Source organism: bacterium (assembly GCA_031082185.1).
In the GTDB taxonomy this organism is placed as follows: Bacteria; Sysuimicrobiota; Sysuimicrobiia; order Sysuimicrobiales; family Humicultoraceae; genus VGFA01.
In genome coordinates this window covers 195,442-209,413 of sequence record JAVHLI010000001.1, presented here as the reverse complement: position 1 = coordinate 209,413, position 13,972 = coordinate 195,442, and the positions used below count along the sequence as shown (strand labels likewise).

The following is a 13,972-nucleotide window of genomic DNA, read 5'->3' as shown; positions in this document are numbered from 1 at the left end:
GGTCGCCATCCTCGCGCAGTACTGCCAGCATCGCCTCGGCCGCACGCCTTTGACTTTCGGCCCGACTCCGTCTATCGTTTGCACGCGGGGGAAAGCTGCGCTCGAGTCGCGACATCCACTCCCGGGGCGCCTTCCGGCCGCCGCGGGGGCTTGGCCGGGGCACGAGGCCGGGGACCGAGGGGAGGTCGGGGTGAGTCAGACCGGTGAGGTGCGCCGCCGGCGTGGGCGGGGCCGCACGGCCCCGCTCCAGCTCGACCTCACGCTGCGGCCGCGCACTCGCTACGACGCCATCGACGTCACCGAGAGGGTGCGCCAGGCGCACGGCGATGCCCTCACGCCCTACCGCCGGGCCCTGTACTGCTCCTATCACACCACCGCGGGCTACCTGGAGCAGAGCCTGTCGAGGCGACTGCAGCACCGCCGCGAGCAACTCGACCCGTTCATCGCGGCGTTCCGGGCGCTGTTCCCGCCCGACGCCGACTACCGCCACGACCGACTCGACCTGCGCACCGAACTCTCCGAGGAGCAGCGCCGCGTGGAGCCCAGGAACGCCGACTCCCACCTCGCCTTCATCGGCTCCGGGCTGCTCAACTGCGTGACCTACATCAACCGCCCCGGCGAGCCCGTCTACTTCATGGATCTGGACGGGGTCAACGGCGACACCGCGCGCACCCGGCACACCACGGTCCTGGCCTACGACGACGAGGAGACCGTCACGGAGACCCGCTTCGCGGTACCGGTTTCCCGCCATCCCATCGACTCGATCAACCTCGCCGACCCCCGGGTCGGGCTGGTCCCGTTCATCGAGGATCTCGTCGCCCGCCACGGGGTCGCCAAGGGGCGGGTGGACATCACCCTCGACCCTGAGGAGCACAACGCGGGGCTCACGGTCAACGAGCACGAGACGCTCCTGATGCGGCACGACCTGGCCGAGGTCCTGCGCGACCCGCTCAAGTTCGCGATGCGCGCCGGCAAGCGCGCCCTCGCCGACCCCCGCGCCATCCCGGCCAAGAGCCTTGGGTACGCCATGTACGACGTGGTCCACATTGTCAACCAGCTCATGGACGCGCTGCGCATCAGCGAGTCGGCGGTCGAGCGCCTCCTCGCCAGGTTCATGGCGGTGCCCGCGGCGCGCTTCCTCCGCCTCAAGCGCTCGGCGACCTTTCTGGTCTCCGACCACGCCGAGCCCGGGCGCGGGGCCCTCGTCCAGGGGCGCTACCAGAGTCCGATCCTCCTCCAGTGGTCGGCAAGCGCCGAGCGACGCCGCGTCCTGCGCCTCGGTCTGCGCAGCTTCACTTAGTACTCGAGCCGCAAAGACCTCACCAGGGTCCTGGCGCGGCTGGCCGAGCAGGATGTCCTGCGCCCGGCAGCGTGAAGGCTGATGAGAAGAGGAGCCTCGTACTCTACGAGGCGGGGGTTGAGGCTACCGGATCTTCCTCCAGAACTCCTCTTCGAGGATCTGGATTTGATGCTTGAGGATGCTCTTCCACAGATGCCCGGGAATCTCCCGGTGGAGCGCGCGGCTCACCTTGGTGCGGAGTATGCGGCCGTCCGGGAGCACTTTCTCGTAGTACCAATGGTCCGTTGACCGGATGAGCGCCCAACGATCGCGCTCGCAGAACCGCTTGAGGTCACGAAACGTGGGAGGCACTACAGGCCCAGCAGCCCGTGGCGGACCTCTTCTTCATCGCGAGCGAGCACAATCTTGAGCACATGGGGGAAATGAGAACGGCGGTTGGGCGCGCGTAGAAACAGCGATGCCCGCTCAAGATAGTCCTCCGCGTACTGGCGCAGGTCGGAGACGAGGGCGCTCACTGCCTCCTCAACTGACGCAGCGTTGACGGCCCAGTCCAATTCGTCCACCGTTATCGTCACCGAGCCATCTTCTTCGTGCAGGACCTGGGGCCGCAGGGTGAACGACTGCAGAAGCGCATCGAGATTCTCGCGGCTCACGAGCACCGCTTCTTGTCGGGCTCCTCGGCGGACCAACACCGGCCGCAGCTCTTCCACGGCCTCATCGAACAACCGGCTGAACCGGCTGCGGGCTTCTGAGAACCTCGTGGGGACCAGCACGTCCGATCACCTCACAGGCATGATAGCACAAGATGTACATTTTGCACAGATATGGCACGCTGCGAATGCGGGGGCCACCAAGCATGTAAAGCAAGCCTTGCTTTGCCGAACGGCGCTTGGTAAGCTGGTAAAGCGATGGCATTCTCCCGCGTAAGCCGCAAGTTTCAGCTGACGCTGCCCGCGCAGGTCCGGCGGGCCCTCGGCATCAAGGCGGGCGACCGTCTGGAGGTGACGACTGCCGGTGAACACATCGAGCTCCGGAAAGTCAGGCCCGACATAGGGCAGGTGATCGAGGCGCTGCTGCAAGAGTTCGACTTCCGTGCTCTTTCCGAGGAGACGGGCGGAGACGCGACAGGCCACGTGCGGAGACTGCGGTGGGGCGATGATCAGCCTTGACACCAGCGCCATCCTCGCGGCGTTCGACTCCCGGGACGCCCTGCACGAAGAGGCCAGGCGGAGGCTGTCTGTGGCGGGATCGCAGCCGCCGGTCATCTGTCCGGTGGTCTACGCGGAGCTTGTCGCCTCGCGGAGCTGGGAGGGGCTGCGGACCTTCCTGGAGCGGGCCGAGATCGAAGTGCTGTGGTCCATGCCGCCTGAAGTGTGGGAGCGCGCCGGGCGCGCATTCGGTGAGTACGCCCGCAAGCGGCGCGACGGTGCCCTGCCACGCCGCATCGTGGGCGATTTCCTGATCGCCGCCCATGCCGAGCACCACGGCTTGGCGGTGCTCACCCTGGACCCCGCCGTCTTTCGCGCCGTGTTCCCGGACATCAAGCTGATTCCGTAGCCCTGCCGGCCGGACCGTAGCGGCCGGACCGGCCCGCGCGCGTCACCCCAATTCAAGCGCTGCCGATGACGGTGAACTTCCTCTTCTTCAGCGTGAGGAGGGTGCAGCAGAAGATGGCCGGGGTCGTGGGCAGCACCCTCTGTATCCTGGTCGTGACACTGGGGCTGAGCGTGCTGCTCCTCCCGCGCATGGGGCTGTTGGGGGCGGGTCTGGGGTGGTTCGCGGCACAAAGTTCAGTTGCGCTTGTACTGCTTGCCCGTCTTGCCTTCGATCGCCGGCTGCTCTAGGCCCATGGGGACGAGCGCACCGGCCGGCATCCTTCTTGCTTGATGAGTGGAGTTACGCTCTCGTCTTTGCACGCCCGGGATAGTTGACCACGGATACCCTGATGGTATCGTCCACGACCAAGCCGTCTGCTGCAGCGCCAATGTACTCGAGCGAGATGAGGCGTCCATGCTGGTCGAACGCTGCGGTCACCCCCCCACGGATCTCCTCGGTGTCCGCCTCGCGTGCCTCCTCGCGCAGGAGGATGTACAGAACATCCGCTTCCGGATCATAGGTGACCTTCATCTATGGCACTCCCTTTCCAGTACCTATCGACCTTTGTCGTCCAGTTCATCGTAATGATAACACGGCTACCCTTCTCCTCCACGAAGACAATGCGCAGGAGGCCGCCGCCACGTCGCTGCTGGGCCTCTCGGCGCCCCATCTTCGCCTGCACGATGCGTTCAGGGGATCGCAGGATCTCCTCAACATCTGCCAGATCACGCACCCTGCCCGTTTCGACAAGCCTAGGGAGGCGGTCGTGCTGGGCATGACGGGTCCAACGAATTGGTCCTTCGAAATGTGACAGGTGCCCGCTCACCTCCGTGCGGCGAAGACCCCATGTCTCGCGCTTCCCACGCGCTGAGGGTAGCACCGGGGGTGCTACCGCATCAAGCGGGCCAGTCTGCTATCTCCATACGTGGCTGCGATCCTGCGGGGCGCACCAGTGTTCCTGCTGCCGCTGCTGGTGGTCAACTGACGACCTCGATGTCGCTGTTTGCGCACGGCTCTCACGACGAGGCGCGGCTTGTCTGATACGCTCTCGACAGCGCCCGGTCCATCCTGTTGTTGCTGGCCGCGAGCACGCTGCCGATGACGGTGAACTTCCTCTTCTTCAGCGTGAGGAGGGTGCAGCAGCGGATGGCCGGGGTCGTCGCGTCCACGGCCTGGATCCTCGCCGTCACCATGGGGCTGGGCGCGCTGCTGCTCAGGCGCCAGGGCCAGGCCGATCGGCCGCTCGACCACCCGGCGGCGTGATCCTGAAGAGCCTCCGCAGGCGGAAGCTCCGCGCGGCGCGGTTCGCGCCGGGCTTTACAGCTTGCATGGAATTACGCATGATTCAGAATATGGAGCGCCGGATTTCTGCAACCGAATTGGCCCGCAGGCTCGGCGATGCTCTGGGCAGAGTGCGCTACCGGGGGGATTCTTTCATCGTCGAGCGCAACGGCGCTCCTGTGGCCCGTCTCGTCCCGCTGCCCGGAAGGCCCGCCGCCTCCCTCCGCGAAGCGCTCGCTGCGTGGCGCGCCGCCGGGGATCCCGATGGATGAGCCAACGCGGCCCGCTCCACAGCGATAGTGCACCGCATCCCCGGAGTCCGCCGGCAGCCTCTACGGCAAGGCCACCAGCGGGCCGGTGTCGGCCAGGGTGCGCTTCACGGGGAAGTCCTCTTCCGGACGAAGATCTCGCGGAGGATCTCCTCGCTCTGCCGGCGCGCGACCGGAATCCCTCAGATCGGTACCAGCGCCAGGCTGATCTTCAGGACTTCGTCCAGCCTCTTCATCGTCTCTAGGCCGAGAGTTCCTCAGCGCTCGACCATGCGCCGCTTTTGACATCCTCCCCCACCTGAAGCCGGGGGATTCCTACGGCAATCCCTGGCGGGATCGCTTCGGTGGGTTCCTGGGCCGAGTGCCTGATCGGCTGCTCGTATCTCCCCGGCGTTACTTCCCGCATGCCCTGCGGTAGGCGGCGTTGGCCGCATGAACATTGTACCACACCTCGCGCTATCCTTCCCCGGCCTGAAGTCCGGGGCTTGCCGCGCGAATCGGTCAATGGTGCGAATCTGGTTGAGCAGGATCGCAGAATCCCTCTTCAATCCGCCCTCTGGGGCCCGCACCCGCACCTCCGTGGGATATTCCTTGGGGCCGAGCACAGTGGTCACGGCCGCAACGATGACCGCCGGGCTGTACTCGTTCGCCACGTCGTTTTGGACAATGACAACCGGGCGAGTCTTTCCTTGCTCCGAGCCGATGACCGGATCCAGGTTGGCCAGCCAGACGTCGCCGCGCCTGTAGGTGCGCACAGGTCTTTCAGGCTCCGATCCGATCAGTGGTCTCCTGCTCGGCGGCGAAGAACTCTTCGGCCAGTTTGTGGTCTTGAGCCGCCCGCGCCACGTACTGGTCCTTGAGACGCTCTCTTAGGATGGCCCTCTCCTCTTCGGCCAGCCGCGCCGCCGTCGCCTCGGCGACGTACTCGCTGATCTTGCGCTCGGGAACGCGCGCGCGCAGATTGATCCACAAGTTCTCGGGCAGAGTCAAGTTCACCCTGCGCTTTGTCATGGCCTCTCGTCCCTTCTGCAGTGTCGTGTGCACATGACCCTGTATGAATCCTACAGCATAGATCTGGACGGGGTCAACGGCGACACCGTGCGCACCCGGCACACCACGGTCCTGGCCTACGACGACGAGGAGATCGTCACGGAGACCCGCTTCGCGGTACCGGTTTCCCGCCATCCCATAGACTCGATCAACCTTGCCGACCCCCGCGCCATCCCGGCCAAGAGCCTTGGGTACGCCATGTACGACGTGGTCCACATTGTCAACCAGCTCATGGACGCGCTGCGCATCAGCGAGTCGGCGGTCGAGCGCCTCCTCGCCAGGTTCATGGCGGTGCCCGCGGCGCGCTTCCTCCGCCTCAGGCGCTCGGCGACCTTTCTGGTCTCCGACCACGCCGAGTGACGCCGCGTCCTGCGCCTCGGTCTGCGCAGCTTCGCTTAGACCCGGCGGGAGGTGGTGAGCAAGTGGCGCACCGGAGAGAAGCACTACTCCTCAGGGCTACCCCAATGCCGCCGGATTTCGCCGGTCACGCGACGGGAATGCCAATAGCCCGCTGGATCGCTTTTTCGATTTCCCGCATGAGCGCGGGACTGATGGTTCCAGCGAAGGGGCCACGAATCAGGAACGACTTATCCAGGGTGGTTACCTGCTCGCACTTGGCCATCGAAGTTTCCCGCAGGCCACCTTCCCCTGCGGGCAGTTCGACGTGGGTCGGGGCCGCGCGGAGAGTCGTGGACAGCGGCACCACCATCACATCATTCGCCAGGCGGTTACGGACGTCCATTGACACGATCAGGGCGGGTCGCGCCTTAGGATCGGCAGGGTGCCCGGGTAGGGTGACCAGGTAGATCTCACCTCGGCGTGGATACGACACGGAGCGTTACTTGTCCCACAGTTGTCGGGCTGCCTCGGCTGCGAGTGCGGCCCACTCTCTGTCTTGTTCGCGCTCGGCGGGCGATAGAGAGCCGTAGTACTCCTCAGTCTGCTGCTCGATATTCTCCTGGACGCGTTCGTCAAGCCACCGACGCAGAGCCTCTTCCACAAGATGGCTACGAGAGCGAGATTGCGGCGCGCGTGCCAGAGCGTCGAGCTGACATACCACATCAGAGCTCAGCGTCAGGGTTATCTTGGCCTTCGTCGTACGAGCGTAAGTACGCATTTCTCGCCTCCAATTTGCCTTATCATTGGTAAGAGTACTAGTCGGTTGAAAGGTACGTCAAGTATGAAGTTGAAATTGCTGCCTGCTATGGTTACGACGAGCCAAGACCCGAGACGTTCGACTTCGCGGCCGACTCCCTTGCGGGTGCGGCGGAGTGGATCTGCGCCGCAGCTCCGGCGGGGGCGTAATTGCGTTCGGTTGCGGTGGTCTGCCCCCTAAGAGAGCCTCAGGTGTCAGTAGTAGTTCGATCACGCGATACACGATTATGAGTGAGGCAAAGGCCCCAGCGTGGAGGCGGCCGCTGCGCGATCGCAACGCAGGTAGTAGCAGCACCATCAGCGAAGCCGAGAAGGTGTCCAGGGACACCTGACTGAGGTGAGAATATGTCTCGGATCGGCACATCTCGCGTCGGCATCGTAGGCTACGGGCGCGTCGGGCAGGCGATGGAGGCGTTCTTCGGACACCGGTATGAGGTGACCATCTACGATCCACCGAATGGGCACGGTAGCCGGGACGACATCAACGGAAGCGCCCTGGTGGCCGTCTGCGTGCCCACGCCCATGCGCGCGGATGGCTCGTGCGATACAACGATTGTGGAAGAGGCCGTCGGATGGATCGAGGCCGGCACGATACTGCTCCGCTCAACCGTCCCGGTCGGGACGACCGACGAGCTTAAGGCGAAGACGGGCAAGCCGATCGTGTTCTCCCCGGAGTACGTGGGCGAGCCGCAGTACTGGGTTCCGTACGGCTTCATGCGGGACGAGATCGAGTGCCCCTTCTACATCTTCGGCGGAGATCCGGCGGACTGTGAGCGGGTGGTAGATCTATTCGCCCCCATCGCCGGCCCGATGAAGCAGTACCGCGTCACGTCGGCCCGCATCGCCGAGGCGGTGAAGGCGTTCGAGAACGAGTTCATCGCCTGGAAGGTCATGTTCGCCAACGAGATGCGGGAGGCGTGCGCCGCGTGGGGCGTGCCGTACTGGGAAGCCAGGGACCTGTGGATGCTGGACCCCCGCGTGGGCCCCATGCACACCGCCTCGTGGGGCGACAGCCGCGGGTTCTCTGGGAAGTGCCTCCCGAAGGACACGCTGTCCATGCTGCGATCCCTGGAGCGCGCCGGATACGACAAGCGGGTCCTGCGGGCGATCGTCTCCAAGAACGTCGAGTACCGGGGTGAGCAGGACTACCCCGCGGATCTGGACCTGTAGCCCCGCACGTGGGCGCGATGTGTGTCTATTGCCCGCTCGCGGCCAGCACCTCAACCGTGTCGTTGTGGAGCACCAGCCGCTGGATGCGCAGGTTGAACGGCCACTTCGAGAGGTCCAACACGGGGTTCAGCTTGGCCAGCTCCTTCTCAATCATGCCCCGGGGGACGTCGCTGCCCAAAACCTGCGCCTCGGTGACCACCACGCGCACTCGCTGCTCCTGCTCGACCGTCAGGTTCCCCCTCACCAGAGCAGGATAGAGCTTCGCCTCCTGCCTGATCGTCGCCGCCACCTCAAACTGACCCACCTGGAACCTCACCGTCGGCCTGAGGATGTTGGGCGACGTCCTGGCCAGTCCTTCCTGGATATCCCTCGCGGTGCTCTTCCCCACGACGGTCGCCTTCCCCAGTATCACGACCCGGATCTGCCGACCGGCCAGGGCCGGCATGTCGAGATGAAGCCCGGCCGCTTGAACCAGTACCTCTCCGCGGACACCGCGCAGCAGTACGGGCCTGCCTACGACCAGCAGGTCCTCGATTACAAGGACATCGCCTAACAGGACCGTACCTGAGGCAGAGATCTCAAGGACCGACTCGGCGTCGAAGTACTGCAGGAGCGCTCCCCGGATCAGGTTCTTGGCGTTGTCCTCGGAGAACGGCTGACTGGGTTGAGGGGCTGCGGTGGGGGCGGCCGCTGCGATGATCGCCACCACGGCGGCGGTGTATGCAAGGCCGCGCAGAACGGTGCTTGCGGTCCTGGTGCTCATCTTCTCTCCTCAGGGAGTGCTTCGGCAGGACGTTGTTTCCGCTTTCCTGCCCGGCTATCCTGCGGCAGGAAGTTGCAAAGAGGGCCGGGTGGGCCTGGTGAGGGATTGTCTTGCCCCTGAGCCTCTCGGCGGCGACCTGAGCAGACTGTCATCGTCCATCTCGTTGGACACTGGAGCAAGATCTACAGGGCCACCCAATCTGGATAGCCGAAGGCGAAGCGCGGACGAGGTCCAGGGACGGGGACGGGGGAGTTCGGACCAGGAAGGCCGTTTCTAGAGATCGGGCTTCCCGAGAAACACCGTCACGCCCCTGAGCGCGTCCTCTGTGGGAAGTGACGCCAGGAGGTGCTCAAGGGCTCGTGCCTGCCCTCCGATGTCTGCCTGGGCGATCGTTCCAGGGTGCACCAGTACAATCCCAAAGTGCCCGCGTTCACCCATAACCCACGCGCGCGCCAAGGTGACGAAATCGTTGATGTTGTACGTGACCACCGCGCGCCGTTGCTCGGCAGCCGCTGCCAGCAGGTGCTCGTCGCTGCGGCTGCGGAGCAAGGCATCGTCCTGAGCAGCCACGGCGTCAAATCCTCGGGAACGGAGCGCGTAGGCGACGGCTCGTGAGAAGTGAACATCGAGCAGCAGGCGAGGCGGCACCTACGCGGGGATCTTCCGAACGAACGGGTACTCGCGCATTAGGTCCTCCATGGGCCGCTCGTTGCGGCGGATGCGCTCTTCGATCTCGTCCGGATAGGTGCCCCCATACGCCAGGGCCAGCCGCATGTCGGCTTCCGACAATGTGGGCAGCGCCTCGCGGGCCTTCTCAGGGGATCCGTACGCGCGCGCCAGCGCCACAATCTCCCAGATGTCGAGCCCGCTGCCGCTGAGGTGCGCTCTGACCCCGGCCGGCCCATCTACGAAGACGACTCCCGGAAACCGCCGCATTCGCAGCGCACGGTCAAGGAGCTCGTTGATGACCCGGCCGAGGGGCCTGTCGTCCCGGCGGGCAATATCGCGCACCTCGGCGTCGACCTCTCGCTCTAGCCTCACTGAAACCGGCCTAACCACAGGCATTCTTGTCACCTCTACGCTACATTGTAGCACACTTCGCCTGCGGGGTTCTTAACGCAGGAAGACGACGCGGTTCTCCAGCCCCTGATCATCCTGAGTGGCGTCGAGCAGCGCAGCCAGTCTCTGGACCAGCGCGCCGATCTCACCGGGCTGAACCGCCCTGGCGTGGACCAGGATGATGCCTGCGTGCTCCCTGCCGGCTTCGGCCCACTGCTGGGACAGCGGGACGAAGTCCCGCAGGTTGAAGGTGACCAGGGCCCGCCCAACCCGCGTCGCGGCCTGGAGTTGCTCGGCGTCCTCCAGGCCCCACGCCCACCGGTGCTCCGGTTCCTGCGCGGCCTGCACGTCGTACCCGCGCCGGCGCAACTGGCGGGCGACTTCGGCGGGGACCATCTCGTCAAGCCACAGCCGCACAGGCAGCTCCCCGGGGAAACCGGCACCTACGCTGTTGCTACCCACTGAGCGGCGTCAGATGCGGATACAGGCGCTCCCACTCGTCTGGTGAGCGCTCGTTCTCAGCCACCAGCGCCTCGATCTCCTCGGGGTAAGCGCGGGAGTACCGGAGAGCCGCCTCGACCTGCCGCGGGCTGAGGTGCTCCAGGATCTGGAGGGTCCGCTGCGTATCCTCCCCGCAGGCCTTGTGGACGGCGACGATCTCCCACACGTCGAGACCAGCCCCTTCGATGCGGGCGCGGCGTTCCCCCGGAGCGCCGGCGAACGCGATACCGGCATAACGGCGGGTGCGCAGCGCCTCTTCGGTCAGCTCGCTGAGGACCGCGCTGAGCGACCGCGATGTCCGCCGGGCCATCTCGACGGCCATCCGATACGTTTCCGGTCTGAGGCGGATGCTGACGGGCGTGGACTTGAGCATGCTCCGCATCCCTCCCTCCCATGGAGGCCCTGCGGCAATCGGATCAACAACCGGTTCGCGGTCGCCAGCCCCGGGCCGAATACATTGTAACTTCTGTAACCATTCGTGACAAGCGCGCACTCGCCCAGGTCGAGACAGATGCGCGCGCTGGCGGGTTTCCTTGAAGAGCACGCAGGAGCGGCTGATTTCCGGAACCGCCTGGTGTCAAGTGGGTAGCTGGCCGATATAATGGGCGCGAGATGTGTCCGCTCGAGGGCCACTTCGGCATCGCGCACTTGACGGGGGAGGGCGCCATGGTTACCGCAACCGAGCACCGGTATGTCGTACGGGACGACAGCATCCTGGGTGGGGAGCCCATCGTCCGGGGCACACGTACGCCGGTAAGGGCCGTTGTCGAACTGTGGCGGCTCGGGGTCACCCCTGAGGAGATCCCCGGACACCTTCCACACCTCGGGCTTGCGCAGGTGTTTGACGCTCTGAGCTTTTTCGCTGATCACCAGGCGGAGATTCAGGGCCATATCAACCGCAACCAGGTCGGCGACGATCTGATGCATCCAGCAGCACGTCCGGATGCCTAGGCCGCCCGCGCGCCTCTACCTCGACGAAGACGTGTCGGTGGTAGTGGCCGCCATCCTCCAGGCACGAGGATTCGACATCGTAACCGCCAGGGACACAGGACAGCTCGGCTGGTCCGACCACCAGCAACTGGGCTTCGGAGCCGAGCATCGCCGCGCTCTTCTGACTCACAACCGGGCCGATTTCGAACGTCTCCACCGGGAATGGCAAGAGGGTAGAAAAGCCCACGCGGGCATCATTGTTGTCCGCCGGCGCCCGCCTGGGGAGATCGCCACAAGGGTAGGCAGGCTTCTCTCCCGCCTGTCCGTAGATGATCTGGAAAGCCAGCTCTTGTTCGCCTGAGTGAGGTCCGGCAGGATGCCCGCGCGACTGGTACCGATGGGTACACAATGCGCCTAGACAAGTTCCTCCAATCCAGCCGCCTCGTGAAGCGCCGCGCCATGGCGAACCGCCTCTGCGACGCTGGGCGTGTCACGTTGAACGGCCGCCGGGCCAAGCCCGCCGCCGAGGTCGAGGTGGGCGATCTGGTTGAGGTGAACTTCGGCCCCCGGCATCTCGTGGTGAAGGTGCTGCGCCTGCCCGAGGGGCGACCGTCTCCCGAGCCGCCGTTTGAGATCGTTGAGGATCGGCGCACGCTGGAGGCGTGGTGAGGGGCGCTCTGCCCCGCGGTTGACGCGGGCCTGGATCAGGGGTACGCTAACAATAAGGGGTATAATCACCATAATGACTCTTTTAGGGAGAGCAACTGGAGCCAGCGGATGGACAGGGTGAGCATAGTCGAGGCGAAGCGGGATCTCTCCCGAGTAATCAACAGGGCCGCCTACGGCCACGAACCTGTCATTCTCACCTCGCGGGGTCGGCCCAAAGCGGTCCTGATCGGTCACGAGGAGTTCCTGCGCCTCGCCGGAAGCGAGCATCGCAACATCGTGCGCCTCGGCGGGCTTTGGAAAGACACTCCGAGCGTGTCCGCGCGTGAACTGCGCGCGGTTCGCGCTCAGGTGTGGAGAAAGCTGGCCGGTCGCTAGGCCCAAGGGATGTATACCACCGACAGCCACGGGCTCATCTGGCATCTTCAGGAGGCCTCCGGGGAACGGCCCAAGCGGCCTAAGGGACGGTTGGGGCCCCGAGCCAGACGTATCTTCACCCTAGCCGACGATGGCCGAGAGGTCATAGCAATTCCGAGCATCGTGCTGGTTGAACTGGTCTATCTGAGCGAAAGGGGCGTCATTCCAGCAGCTCTCATCGGCCGCCTGCTGGCCGACCTTGCCAAAGGACCCGAGAACTACCGCGTGATTCCGCTCGATCTTGAGGTGGTAGATCAGCTTCGTTCCATTCCGGCCACCATCATCCCAGACATGCCCGATAGGATCATTGCCGCAACGGCGAAGGCTACAAGGTCAAAGCTCCTCTCGCGGGACGCTGTGTTCAGAAGGACCCCGGACGTCGATGTAGTGTGGTAAACCGTACGAGACAGGTCGAACGCCAACATCGGAAAGACAGGAGTGATATTCATGCCCACAATCACCGGCATCACCGCACGCGAAATCATTGACTCCAGGGGCAACCCCACCGTCGAGGCCGACGTCACGCTAAGCGACGGCGCCGTCGGCCGGGCCGCGGTGCCCTCGGGCGCATCGGTAGGCGAGCACGAGGCGCTGGAGCTGCGCGACGGCGACAAGGCACGCTATCTGGGCAAGGGCGTGCGCGCGGCCGTCGCCCTGGTGCGCGAGCAGATCGCTCCCCGGCTGTCCGGCGCCGATCCCTTCGACCAGGCCGCGATAGATCGCGCGATGTTCGAGATGGACGGCACCGAGAACAAGAGCCGGCTCGGCGCCAACGCCATCCTGGCGGTCTCGCTGGCCGTGGCCAAGGCCGCCGCCGCCTCGCGGGGGCAGCCGCTGTGGCGGTCGCTGGGCGGTGAGGCGGCGTGCCTGCTTCCTGTGCCGCTGATGAACATCATCAACGGCGGCGCGCACGCGGACAACAGGATTGACGTCCAGGAGTTCATGATCGCCCCGGCCGGACTGCCCACGTTCGCCGAGGCGCTGCGGGCCGGGGTGGAGGTCTTCCACCACTTGAAGAAGGCGCTGCACGCCCAGGGCATGAGCACCGCGGTGGGCGACGAGGGCGGGTTCGCGCCCGACCTGCCGTCCACCGAGGCCGCGATCGAGGCGGTGCTGGCGGCGATAGAGTCGGCGGGCTACCGGCCGGGTCGCGACATCGCGGTGGCGCTCGACGTGGCGGCGAGCAGCTTCTTCGAGCGCGGCGCGCAGGGCACCGGAGGCGGCGCCTACAACTTCGCGGGCGAGGGCCTGAGGCGCACTGGGCCTGAGGTGATCGAGTTCCTGGCCGCTCTGGCCGAGCGCTATCCCATCGTCTCGATCGAGGACGGCCTGGACGAGAACGCCTGGCCCGACTGGAAGGCGCTGACCGAGCGGCTGGGCAGCACGGTGCAGATCGTGGGCGACGACCTGTTTGTCACGAATCCCCGGTTGCTGCGCCGCGGCATCGCCGAGGGCGTCGGCAACGCGATCCTGGTCAAGCTCAACCAGATCGGCTCGCTGACCGAGACGCTCGAGACGATTGGGATCGCGCGGGCGGCGGGCTACGCCTCGATCATCTCCCACCGCTCCGGCGAGACCGAGGACACCACGATCGCCGACCTGGCCGTGGCCACCGGCGCCGGCCAGATCAAGACCGGCGCGCCGTCGCGCAGCGAGCGCGTGGCCAAGTACAACCAGTTGCTGCGGATCGAGGAGGCGCTGGGCGACCGGGCCCGCTACGCGGGATGGGCTGCGTTCCCGGTGGGCGCGCGGAAGTAGGCAGAAGGCCCTTCACAACCCAGCCGCCTTGAGTTATACTAAGTTATAACGAGGTGG

General features: G+C 65.6%; 25 protein-coding genes. 13 read left to right on the top strand and 12 right to left on the bottom strand.

All coding sequences use genetic code 11. The annotated features are described in order from the left end of the window. Nucleotides 1-190 precede the first annotated feature (190 nt). A complete protein-coding gene (locus tag RDU83_01080) occupies nt 191-1,300 on the top strand; it encodes a hypothetical protein (protein MDQ7839601.1) in 1,110 nt (369 codons plus the stop codon). Between the two features lie 123 nt (nt 1,301-1,423). Here the strand turns inward: RDU83_01080 and RDU83_01075 are convergent, their stop codons facing one another. Both RDU83_01075 and RDU83_01070 read right to left on the bottom strand, forming a co-directional pair. Then, a complete protein-coding gene (locus RDU83_01075) occupies nt 1,424-1,651 on the bottom strand; it encodes a hypothetical protein (GenBank protein ID MDQ7839600.1) in 228 nt (75 codons plus the stop codon). Beyond that, complete coding sequence (locus tag RDU83_01070) at nt 1,651-2,073, bottom strand: type II toxin-antitoxin system Phd/YefM family antitoxin (protein MDQ7839599.1); 423 nt, start codon at nt 2,071-2,073, stop codon at nt 1,651-1,653. Before RDU83_01070 ends, RDU83_01075 begins: the two co-directional genes overlap by 1 nt. A gap of 135 nt (nt 2,074-2,208) precedes the next feature. Between RDU83_01070 and RDU83_01065 the strand changes: the two genes are divergently transcribed. The 3 genes from RDU83_01065 to RDU83_01055 all read left to right on the top strand — a co-directional run bounded on the left by RDU83_01065 (nt 2,209) and on the right by RDU83_01055 (nt 3,144). Next, the gene (locus RDU83_01065; GenBank protein MDQ7839598.1) at nt 2,209-2,469 is read left to right on the top strand and encodes an AbrB/MazE/SpoVT family DNA-binding domain-containing protein; all 261 of its coding nucleotides are present in this window, start codon (nt 2,209-2,211) and stop codon (nt 2,467-2,469) included. Beyond that, nucleotides 2,456-2,857 carry a PIN domain-containing protein gene (locus RDU83_01060; GenBank protein ID MDQ7839597.1) on the top strand — a complete coding sequence of 134 codons (402 nt, stop codon included), beginning with the start codon at nt 2,456-2,458 and terminating at the stop codon, nt 2,855-2,857. Before RDU83_01065 ends, RDU83_01060 begins: the two co-directional genes overlap by 14 nt. A 65-nt stretch (nt 2,858-2,922) precedes the next feature. Then, a complete protein-coding gene (locus RDU83_01055) occupies nt 2,923-3,144 on the top strand; it encodes a hypothetical protein (protein MDQ7839596.1) in 222 nt (73 codons plus the stop codon). Between the two features lie 52 nt (nt 3,145-3,196). Here the strand turns inward: RDU83_01055 and RDU83_01050 are convergent, their stop codons facing one another. Beyond that, complete coding sequence (locus RDU83_01050; protein MDQ7839595.1) at nt 3,197-3,427, bottom strand: DUF2283 domain-containing protein; 231 nt, start codon at nt 3,425-3,427, stop codon at nt 3,197-3,199. Continuing rightward, on the bottom strand, nt 3,411-3,629 hold the full coding sequence (locus RDU83_01045) for a hypothetical protein (GenBank protein ID MDQ7839594.1): 219 nt from the start codon (nt 3,627-3,629) through the stop codon (nt 3,411-3,413). The genes RDU83_01050 and RDU83_01045 overlap by 17 nt, the downstream gene beginning before the upstream one ends. 365 nt (nt 3,630-3,994) lie before the next feature. Between RDU83_01045 and RDU83_01040 the strand changes: the two genes are divergently transcribed. Beyond that, the gene (locus tag RDU83_01040) at nt 3,995-4,159 is read left to right on the top strand and encodes a hypothetical protein (GenBank protein ID MDQ7839593.1); all 165 of its coding nucleotides are present in this window, start codon (nt 3,995-3,997) and stop codon (nt 4,157-4,159) included. 1,049 nt (nt 4,160-5,208) lie between these two features. Here RDU83_01040 and RDU83_01035 read toward each other — a convergent pair. Continuing rightward, nucleotides 5,209-5,457: a hypothetical protein gene (locus RDU83_01035; GenBank protein ID MDQ7839592.1), complete on the bottom strand. Its 249-nt coding sequence runs from the start codon at nt 5,455-5,457 to the stop codon at nt 5,209-5,211. Between the two features lie 33 nt (nt 5,458-5,490). Here RDU83_01035 and RDU83_01030 point away from each other — a divergent pair, with 33 nt between their 5' ends. Further along, nucleotides 5,491-5,856, top strand: a complete 366-nt coding sequence (locus RDU83_01030) for a hypothetical protein (GenBank protein MDQ7839591.1) — start codon at nt 5,491-5,493, stop codon at nt 5,854-5,856. A gap of 124 nt (nt 5,857-5,980) precedes the next feature. Here RDU83_01030 and RDU83_01025 read toward each other — a convergent pair whose 3' ends face one another. Both RDU83_01025 and RDU83_01020 read right to left on the bottom strand, forming a co-directional pair. Beyond that, nucleotides 5,981-6,328, bottom strand: coding sequence for a type II toxin-antitoxin system PemK/MazF family toxin (locus RDU83_01025; GenBank protein ID MDQ7839590.1), 348 nt, complete (start codon nt 6,326-6,328; stop codon nt 5,981-5,983). A 6-nt stretch (nt 6,329-6,334) separates the two neighbouring features. Then, nucleotides 6,335-6,613 carry a ribbon-helix-helix protein, CopG family gene (locus RDU83_01020; GenBank protein ID MDQ7839589.1) on the bottom strand — a complete coding sequence of 93 codons (279 nt, stop codon included), beginning with the start codon at nt 6,611-6,613 and terminating at the stop codon, nt 6,335-6,337. A 383-nt stretch (nt 6,614-6,996) separates the two neighbouring features. Between RDU83_01020 and RDU83_01015 the strand changes: the two genes are divergently transcribed. After that, a complete protein-coding gene (locus tag RDU83_01015; GenBank protein ID MDQ7839588.1) occupies nt 6,997-7,821 on the top strand; it encodes a hypothetical protein in 825 nt (274 codons plus the stop codon). Between the two features lie 25 nt (nt 7,822-7,846). Here RDU83_01015 and RDU83_01010 read toward each other — a convergent pair whose 3' ends face one another. From RDU83_01010 to RDU83_00990, 5 genes are all read right to left on the bottom strand, one after another. After that, a complete protein-coding gene (locus tag RDU83_01010) occupies nt 7,847-8,584 on the bottom strand; it encodes a hypothetical protein (GenBank protein MDQ7839587.1) in 738 nt (245 codons plus the stop codon). A gap of 273 nt (nt 8,585-8,857) precedes the next feature. Next, on the bottom strand, nt 8,858-9,232 hold the full coding sequence (locus tag RDU83_01005; protein MDQ7839586.1) for a DUF5615 family PIN-like protein: 375 nt from the start codon (nt 9,230-9,232) through the stop codon (nt 8,858-8,860). Then, a complete protein-coding gene (locus tag RDU83_01000; GenBank protein ID MDQ7839585.1) occupies nt 9,233-9,625 on the bottom strand; it encodes a hypothetical protein in 393 nt (130 codons plus the stop codon). Nucleotides 9,626-9,697: 72 nt separating this feature from the next. After that, nucleotides 9,698-10,060 carry a DUF5615 family PIN-like protein gene (locus RDU83_00995; GenBank protein MDQ7839584.1) on the bottom strand — a complete coding sequence of 121 codons (363 nt, stop codon included), beginning with the start codon at nt 10,058-10,060 and terminating at the stop codon, nt 9,698-9,700. A gap of 37 nt (nt 10,061-10,097) precedes the next feature. Continuing rightward, entirely contained in the window at nt 10,098-10,526 is a 429-nt protein-coding gene (locus RDU83_00990) for a hypothetical protein (protein MDQ7839583.1), read from the bottom strand. Between the two features lie 284 nt (nt 10,527-10,810). Between RDU83_00990 and RDU83_00985 the strand changes: the two genes are divergently transcribed. From RDU83_00985 to eno, 6 genes are all read left to right on the top strand, one after another. Then, on the top strand, nt 10,811-11,095 hold the full coding sequence (locus RDU83_00985) for a DUF433 domain-containing protein (GenBank protein MDQ7839582.1): 285 nt from the start codon (nt 10,811-10,813) through the stop codon (nt 11,093-11,095). Then, complete coding sequence (locus RDU83_00980; GenBank protein ID MDQ7839581.1) at nt 11,088-11,435, top strand: DUF5615 family PIN-like protein; 348 nt, start codon at nt 11,088-11,090, stop codon at nt 11,433-11,435. The genes RDU83_00985 and RDU83_00980 overlap by 8 nt, the downstream gene beginning before the upstream one ends. A gap of 47 nt (nt 11,436-11,482) precedes the next feature. Further along, nucleotides 11,483-11,743, top strand: a complete 261-nt coding sequence (locus tag RDU83_00975) for an RNA-binding S4 domain-containing protein (protein ID MDQ7839580.1) — start codon at nt 11,483-11,485, stop codon at nt 11,741-11,743. Between the two features lie 108 nt (nt 11,744-11,851). After that, nucleotides 11,852-12,118 (top strand): type II toxin-antitoxin system Phd/YefM family antitoxin, encoded by a 267-nt coding sequence (locus tag RDU83_00970; GenBank protein MDQ7839579.1) that lies wholly within the window; start codon nt 11,852-11,854, stop codon nt 12,116-12,118. A gap of 9 nt (nt 12,119-12,127) precedes the next feature. Further along, nucleotides 12,128-12,553: a PIN domain-containing protein gene (locus tag RDU83_00965; GenBank protein ID MDQ7839578.1), complete on the top strand. Its 426-nt coding sequence runs from the start codon at nt 12,128-12,130 to the stop codon at nt 12,551-12,553. 51 nt (nt 12,554-12,604) lie between these two features. After that, nucleotides 12,605-13,915 carry a phosphopyruvate hydratase gene (gene eno / locus RDU83_00960; GenBank protein ID MDQ7839577.1) on the top strand — a complete coding sequence of 437 codons (1,311 nt, stop codon included), beginning with the start codon at nt 12,605-12,607 and terminating at the stop codon, nt 13,913-13,915. Nucleotides 13,916-13,972: the final 57 nt, after the last annotated feature.